Consider the following 23,185-nt stretch of genomic DNA (forward strand, 5'->3'; position numbering starts at 1 on the left):
GTCAGCTCTCCAAACGAAGGGCGAGGACCTGAATGCGGGCCAGGGCGTGGACGCGCGTACCGTCACTGACCAGTTCGGTGCTTCCGCCGCCCAATCCCAGACCCCTGAGCTCCACGCGGTGGCGGACGGCCCCGCCGACCGGGTCGTACACGGTGATGGCCTCCGCGTCCGGCACGTACAGCAGGTTCCCTGAGAGGAGCGGGCCGCTGTAGGAATGGTCAGCGGGCCGCTGCCAGAGGGGCCGTCTTTGGCGCGCGCTCAGGGCGTAGAGGGTGCCGCCACTGCTCCTGCCGGTGTGCCCGGCCCGGAAGTAGACCAGGTCGTCTCCCCCGGTGCGCGGCCCGGGAAGCAGGTGCGCGTAGCGGGGCCTGGCGTCGGTGGTGAAGGTCCAGCGCTCCCGGCCGTTGCGCACGTCGAAGGCGTGCAGGACGCCGTACTCGTCGCACACGTAGACGGTCGCCCCCGAGACCACGGGAACGCCCGCACGCAGCGTCCTCTCATCGACCGAGGGGGTGCCCCTGCCGGAAGAGCGTTTCGCTCTGGCCCGCCATCGGATCGCGCCCGTGGACACGTCCACGGCATGCAGGTCACCGGTCTCCTGGGAGAAGACATAGAAGGTGCCCGCGTCATGCGCCACGCCGACGCCGGTGAACGAGTGCCGCACGCCCAGGCGGCGCGACCAGCGTTGCCGCCCGGTGGCCGCGTCCACGGCATAGGCGAACGTCTCCGAGTTCGACGACACGCCCGCCATGACGGCGGTACCGAGGAGCAGCCCGGCCGCGTAGATCGGGGCTTCGGCCGTCGACACCCGCGGCTGCACGACCGTCGTCCAGCGCAGCCGCCCGCTGCCCACCTCATAGCCCTGGAGAGCGTGCCGCGACGCGATGCTCGACGCGTTCTCCTCATTGGCGCTGTCGTGGACGAGCCCCCCGCCGACCGTGACCGTCAGGGAGCGCGGACCGCCGGCGTTCCGCTCCCGGCGCCACAGCAGGCGTCCCGTGCGAAGGTCGAACGCGTGCAGGGCCGAACGCGTCCGCACCAGGGCGACGGCACCGGAGACCAGCACCCTCCGCAGCGTCCCCGGCGAGCCGTCGAGACGGACGGACCACAACCTGCGCCCCGTCGCGGTGTCCAGGCACGACAGGACGTCCCGCCGCTCTGATTCGCGCGCGGCGTACGGCCGCTCGACCAGCAGCAGGTGCCCTGCCACGGCCGGGCCGAAGAACTCGTCCTGGGCGTAACTCACGTTGGCCGTCCACAGCAGCGGCCCGCCCGCGGCGGGAAGGCGCGGGCCCCCGTCCCGTCCGCGGCCCCAGGGCCAGGCGGCGGCGCCACCGACGACCGCGGCCCCGCCCAGCCCCGCGATCGCGCGGCGCCGGCTCAGCCGCCCCGGCTCACGGGCGCTCATAGCCCGAACGCGCACAGCCGGGTCAGGTCGACGCACGCCAGCGCCCGGTCCCGCCACACCTGCACGCGGACCTCGGTCTGGCGGCCCACAGGATGGCTCCAGCGCACCCTCCCGTCCGCCGTCCCGACCGCGTAGAGACGGTCGTTGTCCGCACCGGCGAAGACCACGCCACCGGCGGCCGCGGGGGCGGCCCGCAGCGGCCCGTTGGTGTCGACGCGCCAGCGCGGCCGCCCGGTCGCCGCGTCCAGGGCGTGCAGGCGCCCGGCGTCGTCACCGGCGAGCACGAGACCGTCCGCGACCGTCACGCCGCTCGATATCCGGGCTCCGAGGTCGCGGCTCCACCGCACGGTCCCCCGGGCCGCGTCGAGCGCGTGCACGCGACCGGTGTCCGCGGTGTAGACGAGCCCGCCCCGCACCACCGGAGCGGCGGTCGCCCCGCCGAACCGCCACCGGACGGCCCGCGCCCTGGGATCGACCGCGAACACCCCGTGCGGCGCGACGTAGACGAGACCGCCCGCGACCACCGGATCGAGACCGCCCCGGACACGGACCGCCTCGATGCCGCCGCCCCCGCCGGGGGCGGCCAGCGGCAGCCGCCACCGGCGGCCGCCCGTCCGGCCGTCGTAGGCCGACAGGTGCCCGACCGTGTCGAACACGAAGACCTGCTCGCCCTCCGCGACGGGGGCGCCGGTGGAGTTGACGGTCGGCTCCCGCCAGCCGGGCTCGGGCGTCCCGTCGGTGGCGCGCAACGCCCACATCCGCCCGTCGCTGAACATCACCGTCCCCGCCTTCAGCACCGAGACGCCCGAAAGGACGGGCGAGCCCCGGTTGGCCGTCCACAGCAACCGGCCCCGCGCGCAGTCCAGCGCGTGGACTCCCAGAGTCGAACCGAGATAGACCACATCCCCTATAACGGTCGGCCGGGTGAACCAGTGCTCGTTTTCACTGTCGGGACTGCCGTACGTCCACAACGGCGCCCGGTCACCGGACGGCGGCCGCCGGGCCGTCCCCGCCGAGAGCGCGCTCTTCGTCGACGGCCCGAGGGCGGCCAGCACCCCACCGCCCACACCGAGCGTGAGCAGGGTCCGCCGGGACGGCCGCCTGACCGGCGCCGCATCCGGCGCCTTGCGCGGGCTCCCCGCGTCGGTGACGCTCGCCGCCACCTCGTCGGGCAGCCACCGCGTCCCCGCCGGATCGGGCGCCCCGGTGAACCGTTCCACGAGCTCGTCTGCCGTCGGCCGCCGCCCCGGCTCCCGCACCAGGCAATCCTCGACGATCCCGATGAGCCCCTGGTCGTCGACGGCCGCGCGCAGCCCGTCCAGCCGCGGATCCTCGGACTGCGTGCGGTAGAGCAGCGACGGCGCCGAGCCCACACCGAACGGCCCCTCGCCCGTCGCCGCGTACACCAGCACCGCCCCGAACGCGAACACGTCGCCCTCCCGGCCCGACCGCCGATCGCGGATCCGCTCGGGCGGGATGTAGCCGGGGGTCCCGAGCAGCGACCCGGGCACGGTGATCGTCTCGGCCCCGTCCGGACGGGCGATGCCGAAGTCCACCACGCGCGGGCCGTCCGGCGTCACCACCAGGTTCGACGGCTTGAGGTCCCGGTGCACGACCCCGGCCCGGTGGATCGACGCGAGCGCCCGCGCCAGCGCCGCCCCCAGCGCCCGCAGCGACTCCGCGGGCAACGGCCCGTGCACCTCCACCACCTGCCGCAACGTGAGACCGGGAAGGTAGGCGGTGGCCAGCCACGGCTCGTCCGCGTCCACGTCGTGGTCCACCACCGGCGCCACGTACGCCGGATCGATCCCGCGCACCGCGGTGATCTCCCGCGCGAACCGCTCCCGCCGGTCCTGCCGGTGGGCGAACCGCGCGTGCACGACCTTCACGGCGACGAGGTCACCCGACGGCGCGTGCCCCAGGAACACCCGCCCCGTGCCGCCCGCCCCCAGCCGCGCCACCAGCCGGTAGCCGCCGATCCGCGCCGGATCGTCAGCACGTAACGGCTCCATTCCACTCCTTCAGGAGGATCGACGGCGAAGGACGCCCGTGTAGCGTCTTCTCGAGGCGTGCAACGATCCACAAACGGACGAATGCCATGAGGTGACAGCGTGTCGAGCGTACTGGTGTACCTGCCTCCGGACTCGCGACGCGACCCCGTGCGCAAGGAGCTGGCGCCGGGCGAGACCCTCAGCTTCGGACGCGGCGCCCCCGGCCGCGTCGTCGACCTGCACCTGGACAATCCCACCGTCCCGCGCCTGGCCGGAGAGATCCTCGCCGTCGACGACCACTGGCGGCTCAGCAACTTCAGCCACGAACGCACCTACGTGGTGGAGAACCCCGAGGGCGCCGGCGAGTACCTGCGCATCCCGCCGCTCCGCGCCTCCTGCCCGGTGCCCTTCGAGTTCTCCCGCGTCGTCCTGTCCACCCAGGGCCCGACCGCCTCCTTCCAGGTGTACGCCTCCCAGCACGTCTACCTGGAGTCGTCCGACATCGAGGTCCACGAACCCGACGGCTCCACCACCATCTCGGCCTTCTCCCTGGACCAGGACGCGACCTACTTCCTCGTCCTCGTCGCCCTCTGCGAACCGCGCCTCCGGGACGAGTCGTCCACCGCCGTCCCCACCTCCCGCCAGGTCATGGAACGCCTCAGCACCCTCCCTGGCCGCAACCCCACCCTGCGCGCGGTCAATTTCCACATCGACTACCTGGCGGAACAGAAACTCCGCGTCAAGCAGCCCTTCGAGGAAGAACGCCGGGACGGCAAACGCGCCGCCGCGGTCGACACGGCCCTGCGCTTCGGCCTCGTCCGAGAAGAACACCTGGCCCTGCTCCCCGCCCGCCGCCCGCCCCGCCCCGCCGAATCCTGACGGTGGGTCCGCCCGCCGAAGTCCCTCACCCTCACGACCGTCCGGCCTGACCCGCCTCCCGCCACCACCAGTGAGCATCAGGGGCCGAGGAGCGCGCGCAGGTCGGTGCCGGCCTTGACGACGCGGACGTAGTGGCCCGTGAGGCGGCCGGCGAGCTGGGCGTTCAGGCCGCCTTCACCGATGCCGCCGGAGAGCTGGTGCTCCTCGACGGCGACGACCGCGTCGTCGCCGCGGATGAGGACCTCGGTGACCTGCACGGGGTTCATGGCGTTGGTCATGAACGTCACCGGGTCGCCGGAGTACTCGATGATCTCCAGGCGCTCCCGGCCGAAGGCCCGGTTCAGGAGCTTCTCGGCCCCTTTGAGGCGGCTGGCGCCGCGGCCGATGCAGGCGCCGCGGGCGTCGACGCCCTTGGTGGTGGGGGCGACGGCGACCTTGGTCTTGGTTCCGGCGACCCGTGCGACGGCCTTGGTGACGACCTTGCCCCTGAGGATCTCGTCGACGAAGCCCGCGAGGACGCGCTCGACCAGTTCGGGTGCCGTGGCCGACAGCATGAGCCGCTCGGTGCCCGTGGCGCCGGACACGCCGACGACCAGCGCGATGACGGTGTCGCCCGCGGCCAGTTCCGGGGCGGGGGCGCCCTCGGGCAGGTCGTAGGCGTCGGCGCGGGGCAGGAGCGCCTCCCGAGGGGGCAGGGTGCCGACGTCGTAGACGAGGCAGCGGAACCCGTCAGGGCCGCTCGACATGATGTGCGCCGTCACCGCCGTCCCCACGAGCGGGGATTCGAGGCCGAGGTCGCCCAGGATCGATCGCACAGGTCACGGGTCCTTTCGTTTGTCCGTCCCCTGATGTGTAGAGTCCGCGGGTTCGCCGATCCGCAACCCGGGTTCCGCCGCCGGGTTTGAGAATGTACGCTCACTTCGCCGTTCGCGGAACGCGTCCGGCCACCCACCCCGCCCCGGGCCCCTGGAACTCTCCAGGGGCGGCCGCGGACGGCCCTGTGTCATCTTCTCTCCAACCGGGGGCCGAAACATGGTTCGGCGCCTTTAAACGAGAGTTCCCAAACGTCACTTCTTTTGGCGCGTCGCCCCTCCGCCATTGCCGGCCCGCCAAAGGAAATGACCTCTCAAGGGCGAGGAGACGGATGAACACCGTGCAGCTGGACGGTCGCGGGCGACCCGCCGCCAAGGACTTCCGAGCCCGCAACGACGAGCTCTTCGCCCGCCGCGGGGAGCTTCAGGAGCGGCTCGCGGTGCTGCGCGCCAGGGCCGACGCCGATGAGCTGGACATGCTCTCCGAGCTGGCGCTGCGCCGGGCCGAGCGCGAGATGGAAGACCTCATCCACGACATCCTGAACGTGAATTTCGGCCTGGTCCGCAGATATGTCGCCATGTTCACCTCCAGGTCCAGCAAGCACGTCGAGGATTTCGAGAGCGCCGGCAAGGTGGGCCTGCTGTGGGCGATCTCGTCCTATGACCCCGCGCGCGGCCCGTTCGCCGGCTGGGCGTTCAAGCCGATCCAGCGCGAGGTGCTGCGCGCGGTGCGGGACGCCGACCACCCCAATCTGAATCCCGGTGACTTCGAGAAGCGCCCGGCGATCCTGGCCGCCGAGCGGGCGTTCCTGGAGGAGGCCGGGCCGGACGCCCCCGTGGACCACGCCGCCGTCGCCCGGCGCGCCGGGGTGACCGAGGCCCAGGTGCTGCGCGTCCTGGACGCGCCCCGGCTCGACAGCCTGCACACGCCCGCCCCCGGCCAGGGCGAGGACGACGCGCCGTGGGAGGAGCGGCTGCCCGATCCCTCCCCGGGTGTCGAGGACGAGGTGCTGCTGCGTTTCGACCTGCGCGCCATCACCGGCCACGGCCTGCCGAGCCTCGACCCCCGTGAACGGTTCGTCCTGACGCGCCGGTTCGGGCTCGACGGCGAGCCGGAGCAGTCGCTCCGCGTCATCGGCGAGCGGCTCGGGCTGTCCCGCGAGGGCGTGCGGCAGATCCAGCAGAAGGCGCTGGCCAAGCTCGCCGAGCCCCTCGTGGGCACGTCGGACGAATCGCGCGAGCTCGAAGGACGGGCCGGCTGAGCGAGGAGCGCGACCGGACTCCCGCTTCATCGGCGCGGGCCGCACGCCGCACCTCGCCGTTGTGGCCGACGTAGCCATGCGTGTCATCTCCCAGGTTCGGTGAGCTCTCCAGGGGGACAGTCCGGCGGCCGGCGCTGGCGGCAGCCGCCGTTGTCCGCACAGTCCGACGTGGAGGGTCCGGCCGTTCCCGTCGGCCGGTCGACGACCTGAGCTCTGAGGACACTGTCATGGGAACTGCGCCGAACCTCGTCGTGGCGGGGGAGCCGGGTGTCGCCCGGAAGTTGCGGGAGACGGGCCGGTTTCCCGCGGTGTTCGACGCCGCCTCGGCGGCGGAGCTCCGCGCCCTGTCCAGGAGCGGGAAGGTCAACCCCCCGGCCGCGTTCATGTTCGCGCCCGGGTTCGTCGAGGACGTGCCGGGCGCGGAGGTGGCGGTCCTGGCGAACGGGCTGGCCGGCAACGGGTTCACCGTGCTGGTGCACGGGTTCTTCGCCGAACGCGGCGACGTCCTCGACCCGAGGGTCCGGGTCACGGGGCACCGGCTGAGTCTGTCGGAACTGCTGGCGACGTTCGGCATCTCCGAATCCCCTGCGCCGGGGGCGAGTCCTGAGCCCGTCCCGGGAGGGCCGTGGGTCACACCGGCCCCCGCGCCCGTGGCGAGGCGGGGACGGGTCATCGCCGTCGCGTCCGCGAAGGGCGGCGTGGGCAAGACCAGTACGACCGTGAGCCTGGCGGTCCACGCGGCCGAGCACCTTCAGGAGGTCGGCCGGGCCGGGTCGGTGGTGCTCGTGGACACCAACTTCCAGCAGGCCGACGTCGGGCGCCACCTGAACGTGGCGTCCCCCCACGGTGCTGGACCTGCTCCAGGACGGCGAAACGCTCACGGAGCGGACGGCACGCGACCGCCTCGCCCGCGTCCCCGAGATCGACCTGTACGCGCTGCTCGGGCCGCCCGACCCCGTCGACGCCGACCCCGCGCTGATCAACGCGGCGCTGTACCGGCGGCTCCTGCCCGCGCTGCGGGCGGCGTTCGACCTGGTGTTCGTCGACACACCGGTCGCCGAACTGCACCACACCACGTTCACCGAGCTGATCCTGCCCGAGGCCGACGCGATCCTGGTCCCCGTCGAACCCGACCGGGTGACGCTGGAGGGCGCCCGCTCCTGGCTGCGGGCCATCACGACGCCGCAGCACTCCCGGGGCGGCGGCGTCGATCCGCAGAAGCTGTCGCTGATCCTCAACCGGGCCCGCGCGGACGTGGACTGCGGCCCGGAGGACGTCATGGACCTGCTGCCCGGCTGGAGGTTCGCCGGGGTCGTCCCGGACGACCGGGAGCGGATGCAGGCGGTGAGCAACCGCCGGCTGGGCGGCCTGCACGCCGACCCGGAGTTGGAGGCGACCCTCTTCGACGTCCTGCGGGTCGTCACCGCGGACCCGGTGTTCGAGACGGCGACGCCGTCCGCGAACGCCCGGCACGGCCGGTGGCGGCGCCTGCTCACGGGCTCCGAGTAGCTCGATCTCTCAACGGCTCGACGGAAGGAACGGTGGAGATGGCGGCTCATCAGGCCCCCGTCACGGGGATGGACTTCTGGGCGGCCCTCGGTGTCGCCGCGGAGGGCGAGGACCAACCGGCCGATCAATCCGGCGCGCCCCAGCCCCCGCCGCAGGCGCAGGCCGAGGCCCTCGCACAGAGCCATGTGCAGGTGATACCTCGGGTGCAGGCTCCGCAGTCGGACGCGCCGGCGACCCCGCTTTCGGCGGACCAGGCGTGGCTCACCGCTGAGCGGATCGCGGACTCGCTCCGGCCGCAGATCCCGAAGATCTGGATGGACTTGCTCGCGAGCCGCACCGACGGCGACCGGGTGATGGCCGGCCGCGTCTACGACGTGCTCAGCGGCACCCACCTGCTGGGCGAGCTGTGGCGGGACGAGAGCGTCGACGAGGTGCACATCCAGGGCACCGAAGTGACCGTCTGCGGCACACACGGGATGTACCAGGTCCCGGGGTTCCCCAGCCTCGCCGCGGCCCGCCGCGCCATCGACACGATCAGGGCGTCCCGGGACCGGATAGGCGCCGTCGTCTCGCAGGTCGGCGGCTCGGTGGTGGTGAGCCGCCGCACCGGCACGCGGCTGGACACGGCCGCGCTGCTCACCGGCGGGATCACCACCGAGGAGCAGCTCGCGCAGATCAGGGAGGCCCTCGTCCGCACGCGGGCGGTGACCGTGTCGGGCCCGGCCGCGCGGATCGTCGTGCGCGCGCTCGCCACGCTGATCCCGGCGGGCAGCCGGGTCTACCTGGGGGCGTACGCGTCGCTGCCCGCCGGGTGCGTCACCGCCGCGCACCCGATGGAGGCCGACTACGTGGTCGGCGTGCGCCCGGGGGCGGTGGCGGAGGAGATGGCGGCGGCGGGCCAGGTGGGCGCCCTCATCGCCAATCCGGAGACGCGGATGCCGACGGCGCTGCGGTTCGCCGTCTCCGGGCAGTCCGCGGCCCTCGGGAAGCTGACCCCGCTGCCCTGACCGCGCGGCCGCGGCCGGGCGTCACCCCTGGCGCCCGGCGCCCTCGTCGTGGCCCTGCTCGCGCACCTCCAGGACCCGGGCGCGTCCCGCCGCCTCGGCCAGCGGCTCGATGAGGCGGGTCAACGGGGTGCGCCGCGCGGTTCCGGGCGGCTCGGCCAGTTCGGTGACCCGCCGCGCGGCACCGCCCGTCCCGCGCAGCTCGAACCCGCGGAGGGCGTCCGCCCAGAGCACGCCCTGCGGCGTGTCCAGCACCGGCACGGGCCGCTCCCCGGGGGCGACGGCGAGGTCACCCAGCTCCCAGCCGGTGCGGCGGGACGCGTCCGCGAACGCGATGACCTGGTCCAGGTCGCGCCGCAGCCGGGCCAGCCCGGCGCCGTCGTAGGAGACCGGCGGAAGGCCCAGCGCGACCGCGGCGCGGCAGCCGAGCCGCCCGGCGATCTCGGCCACCCGTTCCAGGACGCTGCGATGGACCAGTCCCGCGTCCCGCCCGTCCACGGTCAGCCGCACCATGGCGGCGCGGCCCTGCGCTCGTCCCATCGAATCCCCTCACCCCTCAGACGGCGCGCAGGTCGACCACGCGATCGGAGTCCAGGATGAAGGTCGCGGCCTCGTCCGGGGTCACTCCCAGCACGTCGACGGCCAGCCGCAGCGGGCCGATCTTCTCGGCGTCGCAGCGGTGGCACCGGGTCCGGTTGTCCCCGTACATCTTCATGGACGGGTGCTCGTCCCGGCGGCCGTGGGGCCCGGGGCGCGGGCAGTGCCACAGGCCGTCGTCCGCGCCGGCGCCGGACCCGAGCCGCCGCAGGACGACCCGGACGTCCACCCGGTCGGCCTCGGCGAGCCGGGCGTTGTGCGGCGAGACCGGAATCGGCGGGACGATCTCGGCGCCGCGGCGCGCGATGCGCTGCTCCTGGCGGTGCCGTGCCGCCGCCTGCCGGAGCCGCTCCAGGTCGATTCCCTGGTGCGGGGCGTTCTTGACGAGCGGGACGGGCTCGGTCCCGGTGGACAGGAACGGGAACCGGTCGTCGGCGCGCCGCCGCAGCGCCGCGACGAGCAGGAACATGACGAGCGCGTCCCTGGCCGAGTCCGGCGGGACCAGGCGCAGCCGCGCCGCGTACCGGATCACGGTGGCGGCCTCCGGGCTGAGCGGGTCCGGCCCGCCGGAGCCGAGGTGCACGGTGGGGATCCCGTCCGCGGCCGGCCCGCCGACCTGGGCCCACAGGAGGAACTCCGGCGGCGGGCCGGCGTCGGGGAAGGCGGCGCCGTCGTGGTCGAGCCGGGAGAACTCCAGGACGGCACCGTCGGCGTAGGCGTCGACGCGGCGGCCGGAGAACCCGCACAGCGCCGCGTACGCGACCAGTCCGGCGGGCCCGTCCGGCGCGAGGAAGATCGCCCGGGAGCGGAAGTCGGCCGCGGTCAGGCCGCTGGCGCGCAGGGCGGCGAGGGTGGAGGCGATCACGTCGTCGCCCGCGGCCGGTTCCAGCACGACCGTCTTGACGCCCTCGGGCGCCGGCGGCGAGCCGGTGGTGCGGATGGCGAGCAGGTAGTCGGTCAGCTTGTGCATCGGTGTCCCCCGGGTCGGGCCGCGCCTCATGTCACGCATGACCGTCCCCGCCGGGAGGCGACCCGCACGTGCCGGTCCCGCGGTTGCCGATCGGGCCCGCCGCGCAACGGTAACGGACCAGAGGCAGCGGCGTAGGAGAGGTGCACGTGACTTCCACCATGCGGGTCGAGGAGCAGGTCAAGGAAGAGTTCTACCTCCGGCGCGCGTTCGACGACGACACCCCGGTGTTCGTGGACGCGACCAGGCACGTCCGGCAGGGGCTTCCCTACCCGCTCAGCGCCAAGAAGGCCCTCAAGGCCACGTGCGCCGTGTGGACCGACAACGAGGTGGTCGCGTTCAGCCTGCGCCACTACACCGCCAAGCAGGCCGAGCGGGAGGTCGAGCACGTCGAGTCGAGCATCGGCGTCCGGACGGTCACCAGCCGGAACGTGCTGCGGCCGCGGATGCCGCGCCGAACCCTGCGCGACCTCAACGAGACCGCACGCGCGCTGGCGGCCGTGATCGGCGACGACGTGATCGTCGAACTGGACGGCGAGCTGTACGTGCTGGCGCTGACCCGCCGGGGCAATGTCGGGGAGCTGAGGCTGACGGGCCGCCTCGCCAGGACCGAGGGTGGATACGTCAGGTCCGGGGTCGCCGACGGCGACGGCGAGTTCGAGCTCCCCGTCCAGGGGCTGCGCCTGCGCGTGTTCCTGCGTTCCCCGGTCCGGGAGCGGGTCATCGCCTACGCGTTCGGCGGCTACCTCACCCGCAGGCCCGGCGAGGTCGAGACGGTGACCCGCGCGACCGCGCTGACCCTGAACAGCCTGCTCGGGCTGGCGACGTTCCGGATGCTGTCCGGGCTCGGCCAGGTCGAGGTCCCGCCCCGGGCAAGCGGCACCGCGACCCGGCGGCGCCGGCAGGCGGACCGCGTCGAGTTCGCGGTCCCGGTGCAGCTGTTCACCGGCAACGGGCCCCCAGCGGTGATCGGCTCGTCCCTCGGCGCCGACGCGGTCCGCGACATCGCCTACGACATCATGCTGGGCGATCTGGGGCATGTCTCGGTCGCCGGCCTGCGCGCCGCCACCCACCACCTCCCGGGCCTGGCCGCCACGCCGAGCCAGGCCGAGGTGCGGCCGCGGCAGCCCGCGCCTCTGCTCCGTGACTCGCCGGCCGCCGAGGGACGAACACGGGGGATTCGTTGATCTCCGCGTTGGACTTCCCGGGGTACGGGGCAGGCATGAACTCGATGGAGGCTCGCCGCTACCTGGCGATCTACCTTAATGATCATCTCGCCGGGGCCGCGGGCGGCGTGGCCCGGGCGCACGCCCTCGCCCGCGCGCACCGCGGCCGCCCCGACGAGGGACGGCTGCGGCGGCTGGCCGGCGAGATCGCCGCCGACCGGGGCGCGCTGCTGGCCGTCATGATGTCGCTCGGCCTGCCGATCCGCCGCTACAAGAGCTTGGCGGTGGCGGCGGCCGAGAAGGCGGGGCGCCTGAAACTCAACGGCCGCTTGAAGAACCGTTCACCACTGAGCGACCTGGAGGAACTCGAAGTCCTGCGCCTGGGCGTCGAGGCCAAGGCCGCCGGATGGCGCACCCTGCTCGCCCTGGCCGACCGCGAACCCGGCCTGAGGACACCCGAACTGCAAAGACTCCTCGCACGCGCCCAGGCCCAGATCGCCGCGCTGGACGAACTCCACAAGGAGGCCATCGACCCGATCTTCAGCAGGCGGATGACCACCCGGACCCCGACCATCGTCAGATGATCAGGGCTTGCAGTGAAGGACCGAGGACGGCAGCGGCAGCCGATGACCGGACTCGCCGGCGACGCGCAGCACCCGTGCGGGCGCCGCGTCCTGCTCGCAGCCCTCACTCCGGCTCGACCGGTCGGCGACCATGCCGGCGGTCACGAGCGCGACCACGACACCTGCGGCGATGGCCTTGCGCATATTTCGGACTCTACCGAGGTGTTCCCCAACGCCGGATAGGTCGAGGTAAGCATGGCGTGCGTACCTGTCACGCCAGGTAATGCCGGTGTCAGGCGGCGCTGGGCTCCAGCCTGAGCGTGGCCGACCGCGCCGCCGGCGCCACCATGGGATCGACGTACTGGCTCGGATAACGGCCGTACTTGGTCCGGTACGCGTCGTCGATCCGGTCGTTGCGCGCGGAGTCGGTCTCCTCGACGAACGTGACGTCCTTGGTCACGCCCCCGGCGGCGATCCGCCCCCGATGACTGCCCTGGGCCGTCCGGTACCAGACCCCCGCGTCCCCCCGGTACGACCGGACGTAGAGCTCGTCCCCGTCGCGGACCACCCAGATCGGCGTGGCCCCCCGAAGCGATCCGTCCTCCCGCCGCGGCGAGACCTCCAGCTCGTCCGCCCCCGCGATCTTGCTGAGCTCCTCACCACTCCAGTTGGCCGTCATACATCCCCCCTAGAACGCTATGCGCAGGTCATGCCCCCCACCCCCACCCCCCGAACCCCCGGCGTGAGGCATGACCAGGGCGTCAGCCGTCGTTCTTTTCAGCGGCGGACTTTGTAGGGCAGGCCGCACTGACGTCCGGTCCCCTCAGTCAGCGCTCGTGTCGTCCGGCCGGACGAACACGCCCCGTCCACGAACGCCGATCACTTCACCGGACTCACGAAGGATGGCCATGGCATCGGTGACAGTTCGGGCGGATATGTCAAATTCCTCGCCCAGCTCGCGAGCGGTGGGCAGCTTGGAACCCCGTGGATAGGTCCCGCTTCCGATTCGCTCGCGAATCACCGCGACTAGCTGATCCCGCAACGGTGCGATGCCGTCCAAGCCGACCATGACGCTACGTTACGCCCCGTTCCCGCTTCATCACGTGCCGTCGGGGGTTTCGTTCAGTGAGGTCCCGCTCAAGTCCGCGACGTAGGTCGCTTTCCCGACCACCGCTATGGTCAGGCCGCGCTCGCGCAAGAGCCGTAGAGCCGCTTCCGCGGTCCGCATGCCGACACCCGCGTCTGTCGCTATCTCGCGGGCGGACGGGACGCGTTGCCCGGGGCGCAGCCTGCCCGCGTGGATCTCTGCCGCGATGGTGTCGGCGATGATCAGGTACGCGGCGCGCGGCTGGTCGAGATCGAATTCCACCCGTCCATGGTGGGTCACACCGTGCAATGTAGGATTACCCGGTGTTACCCGGTGTAGCTCGGGTATCGTGCTGGTACGACAAGGACGGCCCCGAGCGGCGGTGACGCGCCGTTCGGGGCCTACGGAACACGACTACTAGGAAGTCGAGCCCCGATGGACAACTAGGTTAGGGCCACCGCGTCGCGACGGTGGGAGCCGCTGGAGTACGACAAGGACGACGAGTTCTGGACGGCGCGACTCCACTACCGCCTCCCCGACCGTGAACAAGCGGCGGGCCTGGAGACGGCCGTTTTCGGCCCGACGGAAGATGCATGCGTTCGAGAAACCGTGCGGCAGGACCGCTTGTGGGCGGAGTTCCCGCTGCGAACCGGGGACAACGAGAGGGCGCGCGACCGCCTGCGCTATCTCGCGGGGGGGTGCGGCGTGACCGTGCTCGTTGCGGTGATGCTCGTCGTTGGCGCGGCCATGCTGGCCCGGGTCCGCGACGGCGTACGCGGCCGCGCGGCAGCCCCGGTACATCGGGAGGCATCACGCGATGTGGTGACGCCAGGCCCCCGCTCGATGCCGGATAGGGCGGCAGTGGATCGGCAGCGGGCCGGAAGTGCGTTTCTCCAGGCTGGACATGGATTCGACCGAAGATGAGAGGCGCGAGAAACCATGTCCAGCAGTGCATCCCGATCCCCTGTCAGCGTTGTCGGCCTCGGCCGGATGGGGGGCGCCATCGTGGCGGCGCTCATCAAGGCGGGGCACCCTACGACCGTGTGGAACCGGACTCCGGGTAAGGCCGTGGCCGACGGGGCCGTTGTCGCCGGGTCGGCGGCGGAGGCCGTAGCCGCCGGTCCAATGGTCATCGTGACGCTGGCCGACTATGGGGCGGTTCGTAGTGTTCTCGAACCGCTCGCCGGTGAACTGGCGGGGCGGACGGTCGTCAACCTCACCACGGGAACGCCCGAGGAGGCTCGGGCGCTGGCGGCGTGGGCGGCGGAGCAGGGCGCCGGTTACCTCGACGGCGCGATGATGGCGCTGCCCGAGACGGTCGCGACGCCCGAAGCGTTCTTCCTCTACAGCGGGTCCAGGGAGGTGTTCGACGCCGGGCGCGCGCTGCTGGAGACCCTGGCGGCGGCGCACTACCTGGGCGAGGACGCCGGGGCCGCGGAGGTGTACGACCTCGGCCTGCTCGGCTCGGGCTACGCGGCGCTGGCCGGTTTCCTGCACGCGCTGGCGCTGGTGGACGCGGCGGGCGTGCGGCCGGAGGAGTTCGTCCCGCTGGTGGGCCGGTGGCTGCACGGGATGATCGCTTACATCCCGGAACTGGCCCGCGAGATCGGGTCCGGCGACTACACCGAGCCCTCCTCCCCGGTGGGGATGAACCGGGCCGGGGTCGGCGCGCTGGTGCGGGTGAGCCTCGACGCGGGGATCGATCCCGGGGTGCACGTCCCGCTGTGGAACCTGCTCGGGCAGCGGACGGCCGACGGGCATGGCGACGACAGCTTCGCCAGTGTCTTCGAGGTGTTGCGCCGCGAGAGAAGCTAATCGAGGCCGGGATGGACGGCCGGAGCCCTCTCCTGTTGGACGTCGCGTTTTCGGATGCGGCAGTGGACGCCCTTCACCAGGTCGACGACCTGCGTGACGGAGAAGTCGCCCGCAGCACTGAGGTAGAGGTACGCCTCGTTCTCCGTCATGCCGGTGCGGCGGGAGAGGAAGCGGACGGCGTTCCAGGCGCAGCGGCGCATCGCCTCGTCCAGGTCCTCGTGCAGGCCGAGGACGACCCAGTGGTCGGCGGTCTCGGCGAACGGCCCGGCGGCGTGGTCGAGCGGGCCGGGCGGCTTGATGACGGAGACCCGCAGGGTGACGCGCAGCGAACCTTCCAGGGCGGTCAGTGCGATCTCGCCGTTGCCCTGGGCGAAGTGCGGGTCGCCCAGGAAGAACCCGGCTCCGGGGATCTGCACGGGCAGGTACAGGGACGAGCCCGCGACCAGTTCGCGCAGGTCGATGTTGCCCCCGAACGGGCCCGGCGGGATCGTGCTCAACGGGCCGCCTGGCTCGGCCGGGGTCACCCCGCACAGCCCCAGGAAGGGCCGCAGTTCGATGGACGCGCGCCCGCCGCGATGCTCGAACGTCGCGTACGCGCCGTTCAGGGAGCAGAAGCGGCTGAACACGGGGGAATCGGGCAGCCGGTCGGGCAGGCAGCCCCGCCCGTGCCTGCTGGAGATGACCCCGTACGGCACGCGCGGGCGCAGGTCAAGGAAGTCGACCCGCAGCCAGTCGCCCGGTTCGGCGCCCAGTACCCGCACCGGGCCGAGTACGACGTGCGGCCCGGCCTGGGCAGGTCGTTCCCTGCGCAGGTCGGAGGCGGCGAGGGCGACGGCCTCGTCCAGGACGGCCTCGCGCGGGACGCCGAATCCGGCGAAGTAGGCGGCCGGGTCGCGTCCCTGGTCCTCCATCAGGCCCTCCTGGGAGACAGTGTCGAACGTGACCACCTCCCCGGAGCCGACCGTGAGCACCGGCGCCGCCCCCGGGCCGGGCAGCGTCCCCCAGGAGACGGTGTCCGGCGAGCACGCCAGGTAGCGGCCCGCGATTCCCTCGCCCGCCCGCAGGATCCCGCTCACGATCGCGCGGCCGTGGCCAGGTGCTCGCGCCAGCCGCCCTCCGCGGTGATCTCGTGCACGCCCTCGCCGCCGAGGACGCCGTCCCGGCACACCATGCTCAGCGAGCCCCGGCCGTCCTCCAGCCGGATCACCGACAGCTCCAGTTCCGCGGGCTCGCGCGGCAGGAGGCGCTCCCGCAGATCGGCGTAGCCGACCTCGTACAGCTCGCCCGGCACCGGACGGCCCGCGCCGCGCCCCGCGGGCACCAGGCCGGGGAAGACGTCGCCGAACGAGAAGAACCGGTAGTCCGGCGCGGTGCGGACCGGGCCGAGGAACCGGGCCCCGGCGAGGGCGTCGCCGAGCTCGCCTCCGCTCATCGCCTGGCCGTTGACGAACATCAGGACGGTGTCGGGCACTGCGCATCTCCTCGGGTCGGGGGTCGGTCGGACGGGGTGGAGGGACACGTCATTCCAGCGTGGTGTTGCCGAAGCCGCGCAGCGCGTGGACGGCCGCCGCGGTCGTCGCCCGCTCGGCGTCCCCGCTGGACAGGTCGTCGAGCAGCGCCCGGTGCTGCGACACCGGCTCGTGCCCCGGCTGCTGGACGTAGTCGTCGGTGGGGTACAGGAACGCCTGCCGCTCCAGGAACGACGAGGTGATCTGGGAGAACGCGGCCCGGTTGATGGCCATGTGCAGGTCGAGATGGGCCATCGCGAACTGGGAGCTGCCGATGCCGTGCTCGTTCAGGGCCGCGGCGAGGGGGTCGAGGAGCGCGTACAGGGCGTCCCAGTCGACCTCGCCGGTCTTGGCGGCCAGCATCTTGGCCGCGACCTGGTCGAAGGCCACGCGGAGCTGGTGCAGCTCGGCGCGGGCCTGCGCGTCCACCTCGACCACCACCAGCTGGCCGCGCCGGATCCGCAGCACCAGCCCGTCGCTGGTCAGCCGTTGCAGCCCCTCCCGCACGGGGGTGCGGCTGACGCCCAGTTCGTCGGCGATCTGCTCCTCCACCAGCCGCATCCCTCCGGTGTAGGCGCCGGTGGTGATCTGCTGGCGGAGGTAGCGGTAGACGCGCTCGCGGACGCTGAGCGACTCGGTGTCCGCCGTCCCGCCCATGAGGGTCACCTCGTCCCCTCGGCCGTCAGCAGGGCGGCGCGGCACGCGTTGGTGACGCGCTGCATGAACGTGCCGGACATGACGTTCATCCCCGCTTGCAATGCCCTTGTTTGGAGAGACGAGACGCGGTTGTTCAGGTCGAAGTACGCGTTGCCGGGCGCGGCCAGGGCGTTGAACGGGAACGCGAACTCGCGGCCCTCGGACTCGGGTGTCTCGCCCCACGTCGTGGCGTTCACGATCAGGGACGGCGGGGCGTCGCGGCAGGCGTCCTCCAGGTCGCCCGGGGCCACCGCGTCGGCGCCGAACCGGTCCGCCCAGGCGGCCAGCGCCGCCGCGTTCCGCGCGCTGCCCGCCAGCCGGGCGTCCGGCCACGCGCGCCGGACGGCGAGGGCGACCGACCCGGACGAGCCCCCCGAGCCCAGGACCAGCACGGCGGCGGGCGCGCGGCCGCCCATGAGCGTCTCCATCGCCGCCTGCGCCGACCAGCAGTTGGTGTTGACGCCGACGAGGCGCCCGCCGTCCCGGACGACGGTGTCGACGACGCCGGTCGCCGCGGCCGAGCCGGTCAGCACGCCCGTGCCGGCGGCCAGCAGCGCCGCGGCGTCCTTCTTCCACGGGCTCAGCACCAGCGCCAGATCCCAGCCCGCGTCGGCGAGCAGGGCCCGCGGGTCGTCGAACGGCACCGCGCGGGCGGGTGTGACGCCCGCGGCGGCGAGGGCGTCCAGCAGCAGGCGGCCTTTCAGCGCGCCCGGCGCGGTCGTCCCGACGCCCGCGATCACCGCGGCCTTCGCTCCCGCTCCCGCTCCCGCCTCGGCCTGGCAGCGCCGCACCGCGGCCCGCAGCGTCCACGCCCCGTCTCCCGACCCGCTGAGCACGCTCACGGGTGTCTCCTGAATGGTCACCGTTCTCCCCTCGTACGGCCGGGACGCACCTGCCGCCCCGCCGGATTCCCGATCACCTCGCCCTTCTCATACACCGGCACGCCCCGCAGGTAGGTCGCGACGACCGAACCCTTCAGCTCCCGGCCCTCGTACGGCGTGATGTTGTGCTTGGAGTGCATCGAGGCTCCGTTCACCACCGTCCCGGCGGACGGGTCGACCAGCACCAGGTCTGCGTCGAAGCCGGGCGCGACCGCTCCCTTGCCCGCCATCGACCACCGCCGGGCGGGCGCGTACGAGCAGAGCCGCACGATGTCCTCCACCGTCATCCGGCCCTCCGCCGTCTCGGTCAGCAGCAGGGGCAGCATCGTCTCCAACCCGATGAAGCCGCCGTACGCCTTCCACACGTCCGGTTCGGCCTGCTCGGCGGCGGTGTGCGGGGCGTGGTCGGTCGCGATGACGTCGACGTCGCCGCGGCCGATGCCGTCCCAGAGCGCGGCGACGTCGGCGGCCGGGCGGATCGGCGGGTTGAGCTTCACCAGGTTGCCGTGCACGTCGTACGCCGAGTCGTCGAAGGTGAGGTGGGCGACCAGCGCCTCCACGCTGACCCGGTGCCCCTGGGCGCGCAGGTCCCGGACCCTGGACAGCCCGGCCGCCGTGGACAGGTGGTGGATGTGCAGCTTCGTGCCCGCCTCGGTGGCCAGCGTGATGATCCGGGTGAGGGCCTCCACCTCCACGAAGGCGGGGCGGCTCTCCAGGTGGGCGCGGGGGTCGGTACGGCCCTCCGCCCGCAGCCGGTCGATGAACATGCGCAGCAGGTGGTCGTTCTCCGCGTGCACGCCCACGACCAGCCCTGCCTCGGCCGCGGCCTCCAGCCCTCGGAAGATGGCGGCGTCGTCCGGGCAGCGGTTGTCTCCGGTGGTCTGGCCCATGAAGAGCTTGAACCCCATGGCGCCGAGCCCGGCCATCGCGGTCATCTCCTCGGCGTTGTCCTGGCCGAGCATCCCGTACAGGCCGAAGTCGACGTGCGCCTTGGGCGCGACCAGGTCCAGCTTCTCCTGGAAGCGCTCCGCCGTGGAAACGGGCGGATAGGTGTTGGGCATGTCCACGACGGTGGTGACGCCGCCGGCCGCCGCGGCCGCCGTCCCGCTGGCGAAGTCCTCCTTCTCGGTCATGCCGGGTTCGCGCAGGTGCACGTGGACGTCCACGAGACCGGGCAGGACGAGCAGCCCGGAGGCGTCGACGGTGGCGGCGGCGCCGTCCCAGGCGAGGCCCTCGCCGACGGCGACGATCCGGCCGTCGCGGACCGCCACGTCCTGGCGGCGGCGGCCGTCGTGCGCGACGACCGTCCCTCCGGTGACGACCAGGTCGGGGGTGGGATGGTGGGGCATGGGAAACCCTTCGCTCGGTGGTGGGTCGGACGGTGGTCGGGGCTAGGCGTCCAAGGCGAGGTCGGGGTTCTCCTTGTAGACCTCGCGGACGGGCCCCAGGTCGAACATCCGGCCGGCGGTCAGCTTCAGCCCGCCCGCGTTGACGGCCTTCACGTTGTTCTCGGCCTCGGCGTCGGAAACGGCGATGATCTGCTGCCCCTTCTTCCCGTCGCGGATCAGGTCGTTGCCCTGCTTGCACGCGGCGAGGGTGGTCGTGGGGTTGAGCGTCAGGTCCTTGCCGTACTCGTTCACGGTGACGTCGGTGGCCCGCTGCGGGTCGGCCAGGACGTCCCGCCAGCCCCGGATCTCGGCCTTGAGGAACGCCTTCACCTTGTCCCGGTTCTTGTCCAGGTTCTCCTGGGTGGTGAGGTAGGTCTGCCCGACCAGCGGGAACCCGACGTCGGCGAGCAGCATCGTGGCGATCTCGAAGCCCTTGGCGCGCAGCTCGATCACCTGGTTGTTGATGTAGCCCATGTAGCCGTCGATCTCGCCCTTGGTCATGCCGATGGGGTCGCCCTGCACGGGCACCGTCCTGATCCGCGAGGTGTCCAGCCGCAGCGCCGCCAGGAAGTTGCGCCAGATGGCCTCGCTGGACGACGCGCAGCCGATGGTCTTGCCGTACAGGTCCTCGGGACGGCGGATGGGCTTGTCGCCCATCGACATCACGCAGCCCGCGTACCGGTGGTACACCGCGCCGATGATCTTCAGCGGGGCGCCCTGGTCGATGGCCTTGGCGACGGTCGGCACCTGCGACACCCCCGCGAAGGTGCGGGTGAGCACGTCCGACTCGATGGGCGGCGCGGTCGGCCCGCCCGCGACCAGCTCGGCGCGGGCGAAGCCCTCCTGCTTGTAGTAGCCGTTCTTGTCGGCCAGGAAGCTCCCGGCGAACTGGGTGTTCTTCAGCCAGGCCAGGCGCTGCGAGGCGACGCCGAACCCGGCGGCGCCGGACGCGTCCCCGCCCGTCCCGCCCGAGACGCATCCGGACAGGACGCCGGGCGCCGCCACGGCGAGACCGCCGAGCAGGGACCCGCGGACGAGGAATCGGCGCCGGTCGAGGTCGTGTGCGGTCATCGGTCACGCTCCCAGGGGTCTTCGTGGATCATCGGGACGCGCCCATCCGCGCGCGGACCAGCGCTTCGAGGAGGGCGAGGAACTGGTAGACCGCCACGCACACGGTGGTCAGCACCACCACCGAGGCCCAGAGGCGGGCGAACTCGAACTCGTTGGCGTCGCGCATCATCTGCCCGCCCAGGCCCGCCCCGGAGGCCAGCCACTCGGCCAGCAGCGCCCCGACGATGGAGGTGGTGACGGTGATGCGCGCCGCGGTGAACCAGGTCGGCACCGCGTGCGGCAGCGCCACCTTGACGAACGCCGTCCAGCGGGAGCCGCCGAACGCCCGGCACACCTCCAGGTCGGCGCGGGGCGCGGAGCGGATGCCGCGCAGCATGGTCAGCAGCGCGGGGACGAACACGATCGCGATGCCGATGACGGCCGTCCCGGCGGCGCCGCGCCCGAACACCAGCGCCAGCGTCGGCGCGACGGTGACCATCGGGACGGCGCGGAACGCGGTGACCGTGGGCAGGAACGCCTGCTCGGCGGCAGGCGAGAAGTAGAACAGCACGGACATGGCCGCGGCCGGGATCAGCCCGAGCGCGAACCCGAGGCCCGCGTCGGCGAGCGTGCGGACGAGCAGCGGCCACAGCGCGGACCGGTTGGCCGCCGCGTCCGGGCCCGCGACCAGGTGGTCCCACACGTCCAGGGGCGTCTTGGCGACCAGCGGGCTGACGTTGACGAGGCGCAGGAACACCGTCCAGACCACGACGATGGCCAGCACCGTCGCGAGGGTGGTGAGCGCGCCGCGCGCCGCCCCGGCCAGCAGGACGCCGGGCAGCGCCGCGGTCCTTTCGCGTGCGCCCGCACGAGGAGTCTCGGTGGCGGTCATGCGGCACCGCCCTCGTCCGAGCCGCCGCCCGCCCACGGGACGGCCACCCGCTCGACCGCGCCCACGGCGAGGAAGGCCACGCCCGCGATCAGGCTCGACACCAGCGTGACGCCCCAGGTCCGGACCACGTCGCTGGCCTGCTGCGCGGCCACCAGCGCCGAGCCCAGCCCGCGCTCCTGGCCCATGAACTCCCCGATGACCGCGCCCAGCATCGCCGCCGGAACGGCGATCTTGAGGGCGGTGAGGATGTCGGGCAGCGCGGCCAGCAGCCGCACCTTGCGCAGTTCCAGGAACCGGCCGCCGCCGTAGGCGCGGACGATGTCGCGGCAGCCCGGGTCGGCGCGGCGCAACCCGCCCACGGCGCTGACCAGCGTGGTGAAGAACACCGAGACCGCGGCCATGATCGCCGAGGTCATCGGGCCGTTGAAGCAGGCCGCCAGGATCGGCGCGATCGCGATCAGCGGGACGCAGGCGGAGGCGATGCCGACCTGCAGCACCAGCCGTTCCAGCCACGGCACCACCAGCACCAGCGACGCGCAGGCGATGGCGATCAGGTTGCCCCAGACGTAGCCCGCGGCCGCCGTCGCCAGCGTCACCGGGACGTGGCTGCCGTAGAACGCGGTCCCGTCGTCCAGGACGCCCGCGACGATCTGCGCGGGCGGCGCGATCGCGGGGCCCAGGACACCGGTCATGCCGAGCAGCTGCCAGGCCAGCAGGACGGCGCCCGTCCCGCCCGCGCGCAGGAGCAGGGTGCGGCTCACCGCGCCACCCCCTGCCGCTCCCGTTCGATCGTTCCAGGCGCCGGTTCCCCGGCGGCCTCGTCACGGTCGCGGGCGGAGCCGAACAGGATCGCCGAGAGCCGGTCCACGTACGCGTGGAACTCGGCCGAGCGCATCAGCTCCGGCGTGCGCGGCCGGGGCAGGTCGATCGGGACGACCTCCTCCACCCGTCCCGGCCGGGCGCTCATCACCACGACCGTGTCGGACAGGAAGACCGCCTCGGCGATGCCGTGCGTGACCATGAGGGTGGTGGCCGGGCGCTCGGTCCAGATGCGCAGCAGTTCGGTGTTGAGGTGCCGGCGGGTCATGTCGTCGAGCGCGCCGAACGGCTCGTCCAGCAGCAGGATCCGCGGTTCGACGACGAGCGCGCGGGCGATCGCGACGCGCTGCCGCATGCCGCCCGAGAGCTGGCCGGGGCGGGCGTCCTCGAAGCCGTTCAGGCCGACCAGGTCGATGAGGTCCTGGATCGGCCCGGTCTCGCCGCCGCGCCCGGCGATCTCCAGCGGCAGCCGGATGTTGGTGCGGACCGACCGCCACGGCAGCAGGGCGCTGTCCTGGAAGGCGATCCCCAGGTGGTGGTGCCTGCGCATGCCGGCGGGGGTCTCGCCGTGCACGAGCGCGGAGCCGGAGGTCTGCGTCTCCAGCCCGGCGAGGATGCGCAGGATGGTGCTCTTGCCGCATCCGGACGGGCCCAGCAGGGAGACGAACTCCCCTTCCCGGGAGTGGATGTCCACCCCGGCCAGGGCGTTCACCTCCCGGCGCCCGACGCGGAAGTCCTTGGTGAGGCCGTCGATCCGGATCCCCGTCGCCGCCTCTGCGCCCATGCGCGCTCCCTCCTGGGCCGCCCAACTTTTGGATCCAAGCTTGGATCCAAAGCCGGGGCCGGGGGTTACGGACATGTGAATTACCTGTTTAGTGGGGTTACTTTCCG

At 72.9% G+C, this 23,185-nt stretch carries 25 protein-coding genes; 7 read left to right on the forward strand and 18 right to left on the reverse strand.

Annotated elements, in window-relative coordinates; translation table 11 throughout:
* Nucleotide 1: 1 nt before the first annotated feature.
* Together ACZ466_RS18690 and ACZ466_RS18695 are read right to left on the reverse strand one after the other, a co-directional pair.
* Nucleotides 2-1,408, reverse strand: coding sequence for an outer membrane protein assembly factor BamB family protein (locus ACZ466_RS18690; protein ID WP_378283362.1), 1,407 nt, complete (start codon nt 1,406-1,408; stop codon nt 2-4).
* Complete coding sequence (locus ACZ466_RS18695) at nt 1,405-3,420, reverse strand: outer membrane protein assembly factor BamB family protein (RefSeq protein WP_378283361.1); 2,016 nt, start codon at nt 3,418-3,420, stop codon at nt 1,405-1,407. Before ACZ466_RS18695 ends, ACZ466_RS18690 begins: the two co-directional genes overlap by 4 nt.
* Before the next feature lie 99 nt (nt 3,421-3,519).
* Between ACZ466_RS18695 and ACZ466_RS18700 the strand changes: the two genes are divergently transcribed.
* Nucleotides 3,520-4,278, forward strand: coding sequence for a hypothetical protein (locus ACZ466_RS18700; RefSeq protein ID WP_378283360.1), 759 nt, complete (start codon nt 3,520-3,522; stop codon nt 4,276-4,278).
* Between the two features lie 77 nt (nt 4,279-4,355).
* Here the strand turns inward: ACZ466_RS18700 and ACZ466_RS18705 are convergent, their stop codons facing one another.
* Complete coding sequence (locus tag ACZ466_RS18705) at nt 4,356-5,093, reverse strand: hypothetical protein (protein ID WP_378283359.1); 738 nt, start codon at nt 5,091-5,093, stop codon at nt 4,356-4,358.
* Between the two features lie 329 nt (nt 5,094-5,422).
* On the opposite strand from ACZ466_RS18705, the gene ACZ466_RS18710 reads away from it, so the two are divergent.
* From ACZ466_RS18710 to ACZ466_RS18720, 3 genes are all read left to right on the forward strand, one after another.
* A complete protein-coding gene (locus tag ACZ466_RS18710; RefSeq protein WP_378283358.1) occupies nt 5,423-6,352 on the forward strand; it encodes a sigma-70 family RNA polymerase sigma factor in 930 nt (309 codons plus the stop codon).
* Between the two features lie 846 nt (nt 6,353-7,198).
* The gene (locus ACZ466_RS18715; RefSeq protein ID WP_464043889.1) at nt 7,199-7,861 is read left to right on the forward strand and encodes a hypothetical protein; all 663 of its coding nucleotides are present in this window, start codon (nt 7,199-7,201) and stop codon (nt 7,859-7,861) included.
* Between the two features lie 38 nt (nt 7,862-7,899).
* Complete coding sequence (locus ACZ466_RS18720; RefSeq protein ID WP_378283356.1) at nt 7,900-8,868, forward strand: hypothetical protein; 969 nt, start codon at nt 7,900-7,902, stop codon at nt 8,866-8,868.
* A 21-nt stretch (nt 8,869-8,889) separates the two neighbouring features.
* Here ACZ466_RS18720 and ACZ466_RS18725 read toward each other — a convergent pair whose 3' ends face one another.
* Together ACZ466_RS18725 and ACZ466_RS18730 are read right to left on the reverse strand one after the other, a co-directional pair.
* Nucleotides 8,890-9,405 (reverse strand): hypothetical protein, encoded by a 516-nt coding sequence (locus ACZ466_RS18725; RefSeq protein ID WP_378283355.1) that lies wholly within the window; start codon nt 9,403-9,405, stop codon nt 8,890-8,892.
* 16 nt (nt 9,406-9,421) lie between these two features.
* Nucleotides 9,422-10,432 (reverse strand): hypothetical protein, encoded by a 1,011-nt coding sequence (locus ACZ466_RS18730; RefSeq protein ID WP_378283354.1) that lies wholly within the window; start codon nt 10,430-10,432, stop codon nt 9,422-9,424.
* A 146-nt stretch (nt 10,433-10,578) separates the two neighbouring features.
* Between ACZ466_RS18730 and ACZ466_RS18735 the strand changes: the two genes are divergently transcribed.
* The gene (locus ACZ466_RS18735; RefSeq protein ID WP_378283353.1) at nt 10,579-11,616 is read left to right on the forward strand and encodes a hypothetical protein; all 1,038 of its coding nucleotides are present in this window, start codon (nt 10,579-10,581) and stop codon (nt 11,614-11,616) included.
* Nucleotides 11,617-11,651: 35 nt separating this feature from the next.
* Complete coding sequence (locus ACZ466_RS18740) at nt 11,652-12,179, forward strand: hypothetical protein (protein ID WP_378283352.1); 528 nt, start codon at nt 11,652-11,654, stop codon at nt 12,177-12,179.
* Here ACZ466_RS18740 and ACZ466_RS18745 read toward each other — a convergent pair whose 3' ends face one another.
* The 4 genes from ACZ466_RS18745 to ACZ466_RS18760 all read right to left on the reverse strand — a co-directional run bounded on the left by ACZ466_RS18745 (nt 12,180) and on the right by ACZ466_RS18760 (nt 13,527).
* Nucleotides 12,180-12,362, reverse strand: a complete 183-nt coding sequence (locus tag ACZ466_RS18745) for a hypothetical protein (RefSeq protein WP_378283351.1) — start codon at nt 12,360-12,362, stop codon at nt 12,180-12,182.
* An 88-nt stretch (nt 12,363-12,450) separates the two neighbouring features.
* Nucleotides 12,451-12,837 carry a DUF2255 family protein gene (locus tag ACZ466_RS18750; RefSeq protein WP_378283350.1) on the reverse strand — a complete coding sequence of 129 codons (387 nt, stop codon included), beginning with the start codon at nt 12,835-12,837 and terminating at the stop codon, nt 12,451-12,453.
* Between the two features lie 144 nt (nt 12,838-12,981).
* The gene (locus tag ACZ466_RS18755; RefSeq protein WP_378283349.1) at nt 12,982-13,227 is read right to left on the reverse strand and encodes a winged helix-turn-helix domain-containing protein; all 246 of its coding nucleotides are present in this window, start codon (nt 13,225-13,227) and stop codon (nt 12,982-12,984) included.
* A gap of 30 nt (nt 13,228-13,257) precedes the next feature.
* Entirely contained in the window at nt 13,258-13,527 is a 270-nt protein-coding gene (locus tag ACZ466_RS18760; protein ID WP_378283348.1) for a GntR family transcriptional regulator, read from the reverse strand.
* Between the two features lie 657 nt (nt 13,528-14,184).
* Between ACZ466_RS18760 and ACZ466_RS18765 the strand changes: the two genes are divergently transcribed.
* Nucleotides 14,185-15,060, forward strand: coding sequence for an NAD(P)-dependent oxidoreductase (locus tag ACZ466_RS18765; protein ID WP_378283347.1), 876 nt, complete (start codon nt 14,185-14,187; stop codon nt 15,058-15,060).
* Here the strand turns inward: ACZ466_RS18765 and ACZ466_RS18770 are convergent.
* From ACZ466_RS18770 to ACZ466_RS18810, 9 genes are read right to left on the reverse strand one after another with little or no spacing between them, the layout of a single operon-like run.
* On the reverse strand, nt 15,057-16,136 hold the full coding sequence (locus tag ACZ466_RS18770; RefSeq protein WP_378283346.1) for an acetamidase/formamidase family protein: 1,080 nt from the start codon (nt 16,134-16,136) through the stop codon (nt 15,057-15,059). The two genes, ACZ466_RS18765 and ACZ466_RS18770, sit on opposite strands and share 4 nt — an antisense overlap.
* Nucleotides 16,133-16,531, reverse strand: a complete 399-nt coding sequence (locus tag ACZ466_RS18775) for an allophanate hydrolase-related protein (protein ID WP_378283345.1) — start codon at nt 16,529-16,531, stop codon at nt 16,133-16,135. The genes ACZ466_RS18770 and ACZ466_RS18775 overlap by 4 nt, the downstream gene beginning before the upstream one ends.
* Before the next feature lie 49 nt (nt 16,532-16,580).
* Nucleotides 16,581-17,225: a GntR family transcriptional regulator gene (locus tag ACZ466_RS18780; RefSeq protein WP_378283344.1), complete on the reverse strand. Its 645-nt coding sequence runs from the start codon at nt 17,223-17,225 to the stop codon at nt 16,581-16,583.
* Nucleotides 17,226-17,230: 5 nt separating this feature from the next.
* Nucleotides 17,231-18,106, reverse strand: coding sequence for a hypothetical protein (locus tag ACZ466_RS18785; RefSeq protein ID WP_378283343.1), 876 nt, complete (start codon nt 18,104-18,106; stop codon nt 17,231-17,233).
* A 17-nt stretch (nt 18,107-18,123) separates the two neighbouring features.
* Nucleotides 18,124-19,494, reverse strand: a complete 1,371-nt coding sequence (gene allB, locus ACZ466_RS18790; RefSeq protein ID WP_378283342.1) for an allantoinase AllB — start codon at nt 19,492-19,494, stop codon at nt 18,124-18,126.
* A 42-nt stretch (nt 19,495-19,536) separates the two neighbouring features.
* Nucleotides 19,537-20,604, reverse strand: coding sequence for an ABC transporter substrate-binding protein (locus ACZ466_RS18795; protein WP_378283341.1), 1,068 nt, complete (start codon nt 20,602-20,604; stop codon nt 19,537-19,539).
* A 28-nt stretch (nt 20,605-20,632) separates the two neighbouring features.
* A complete protein-coding gene (locus ACZ466_RS18800; RefSeq protein ID WP_378283340.1) occupies nt 20,633-21,475 on the reverse strand; it encodes an ABC transporter permease in 843 nt (280 codons plus the stop codon).
* Nucleotides 21,472-22,236: an ABC transporter permease gene (locus ACZ466_RS18805; RefSeq protein ID WP_378283339.1), complete on the reverse strand. Its 765-nt coding sequence runs from the start codon at nt 22,234-22,236 to the stop codon at nt 21,472-21,474. The genes ACZ466_RS18800 and ACZ466_RS18805 overlap by 4 nt, the downstream gene beginning before the upstream one ends.
* Nucleotides 22,233-23,078 carry an ABC transporter ATP-binding protein gene (locus tag ACZ466_RS18810; protein WP_378283338.1) on the reverse strand — a complete coding sequence of 282 codons (846 nt, stop codon included), beginning with the start codon at nt 23,076-23,078 and terminating at the stop codon, nt 22,233-22,235. The genes ACZ466_RS18805 and ACZ466_RS18810 overlap by 4 nt, the downstream gene beginning before the upstream one ends.
* Nucleotides 23,079-23,185 lie beyond the last annotated feature (107 nt).

The sequence above is a fragment of the Actinomadura rugatobispora genome, assembly GCF_055379765.1.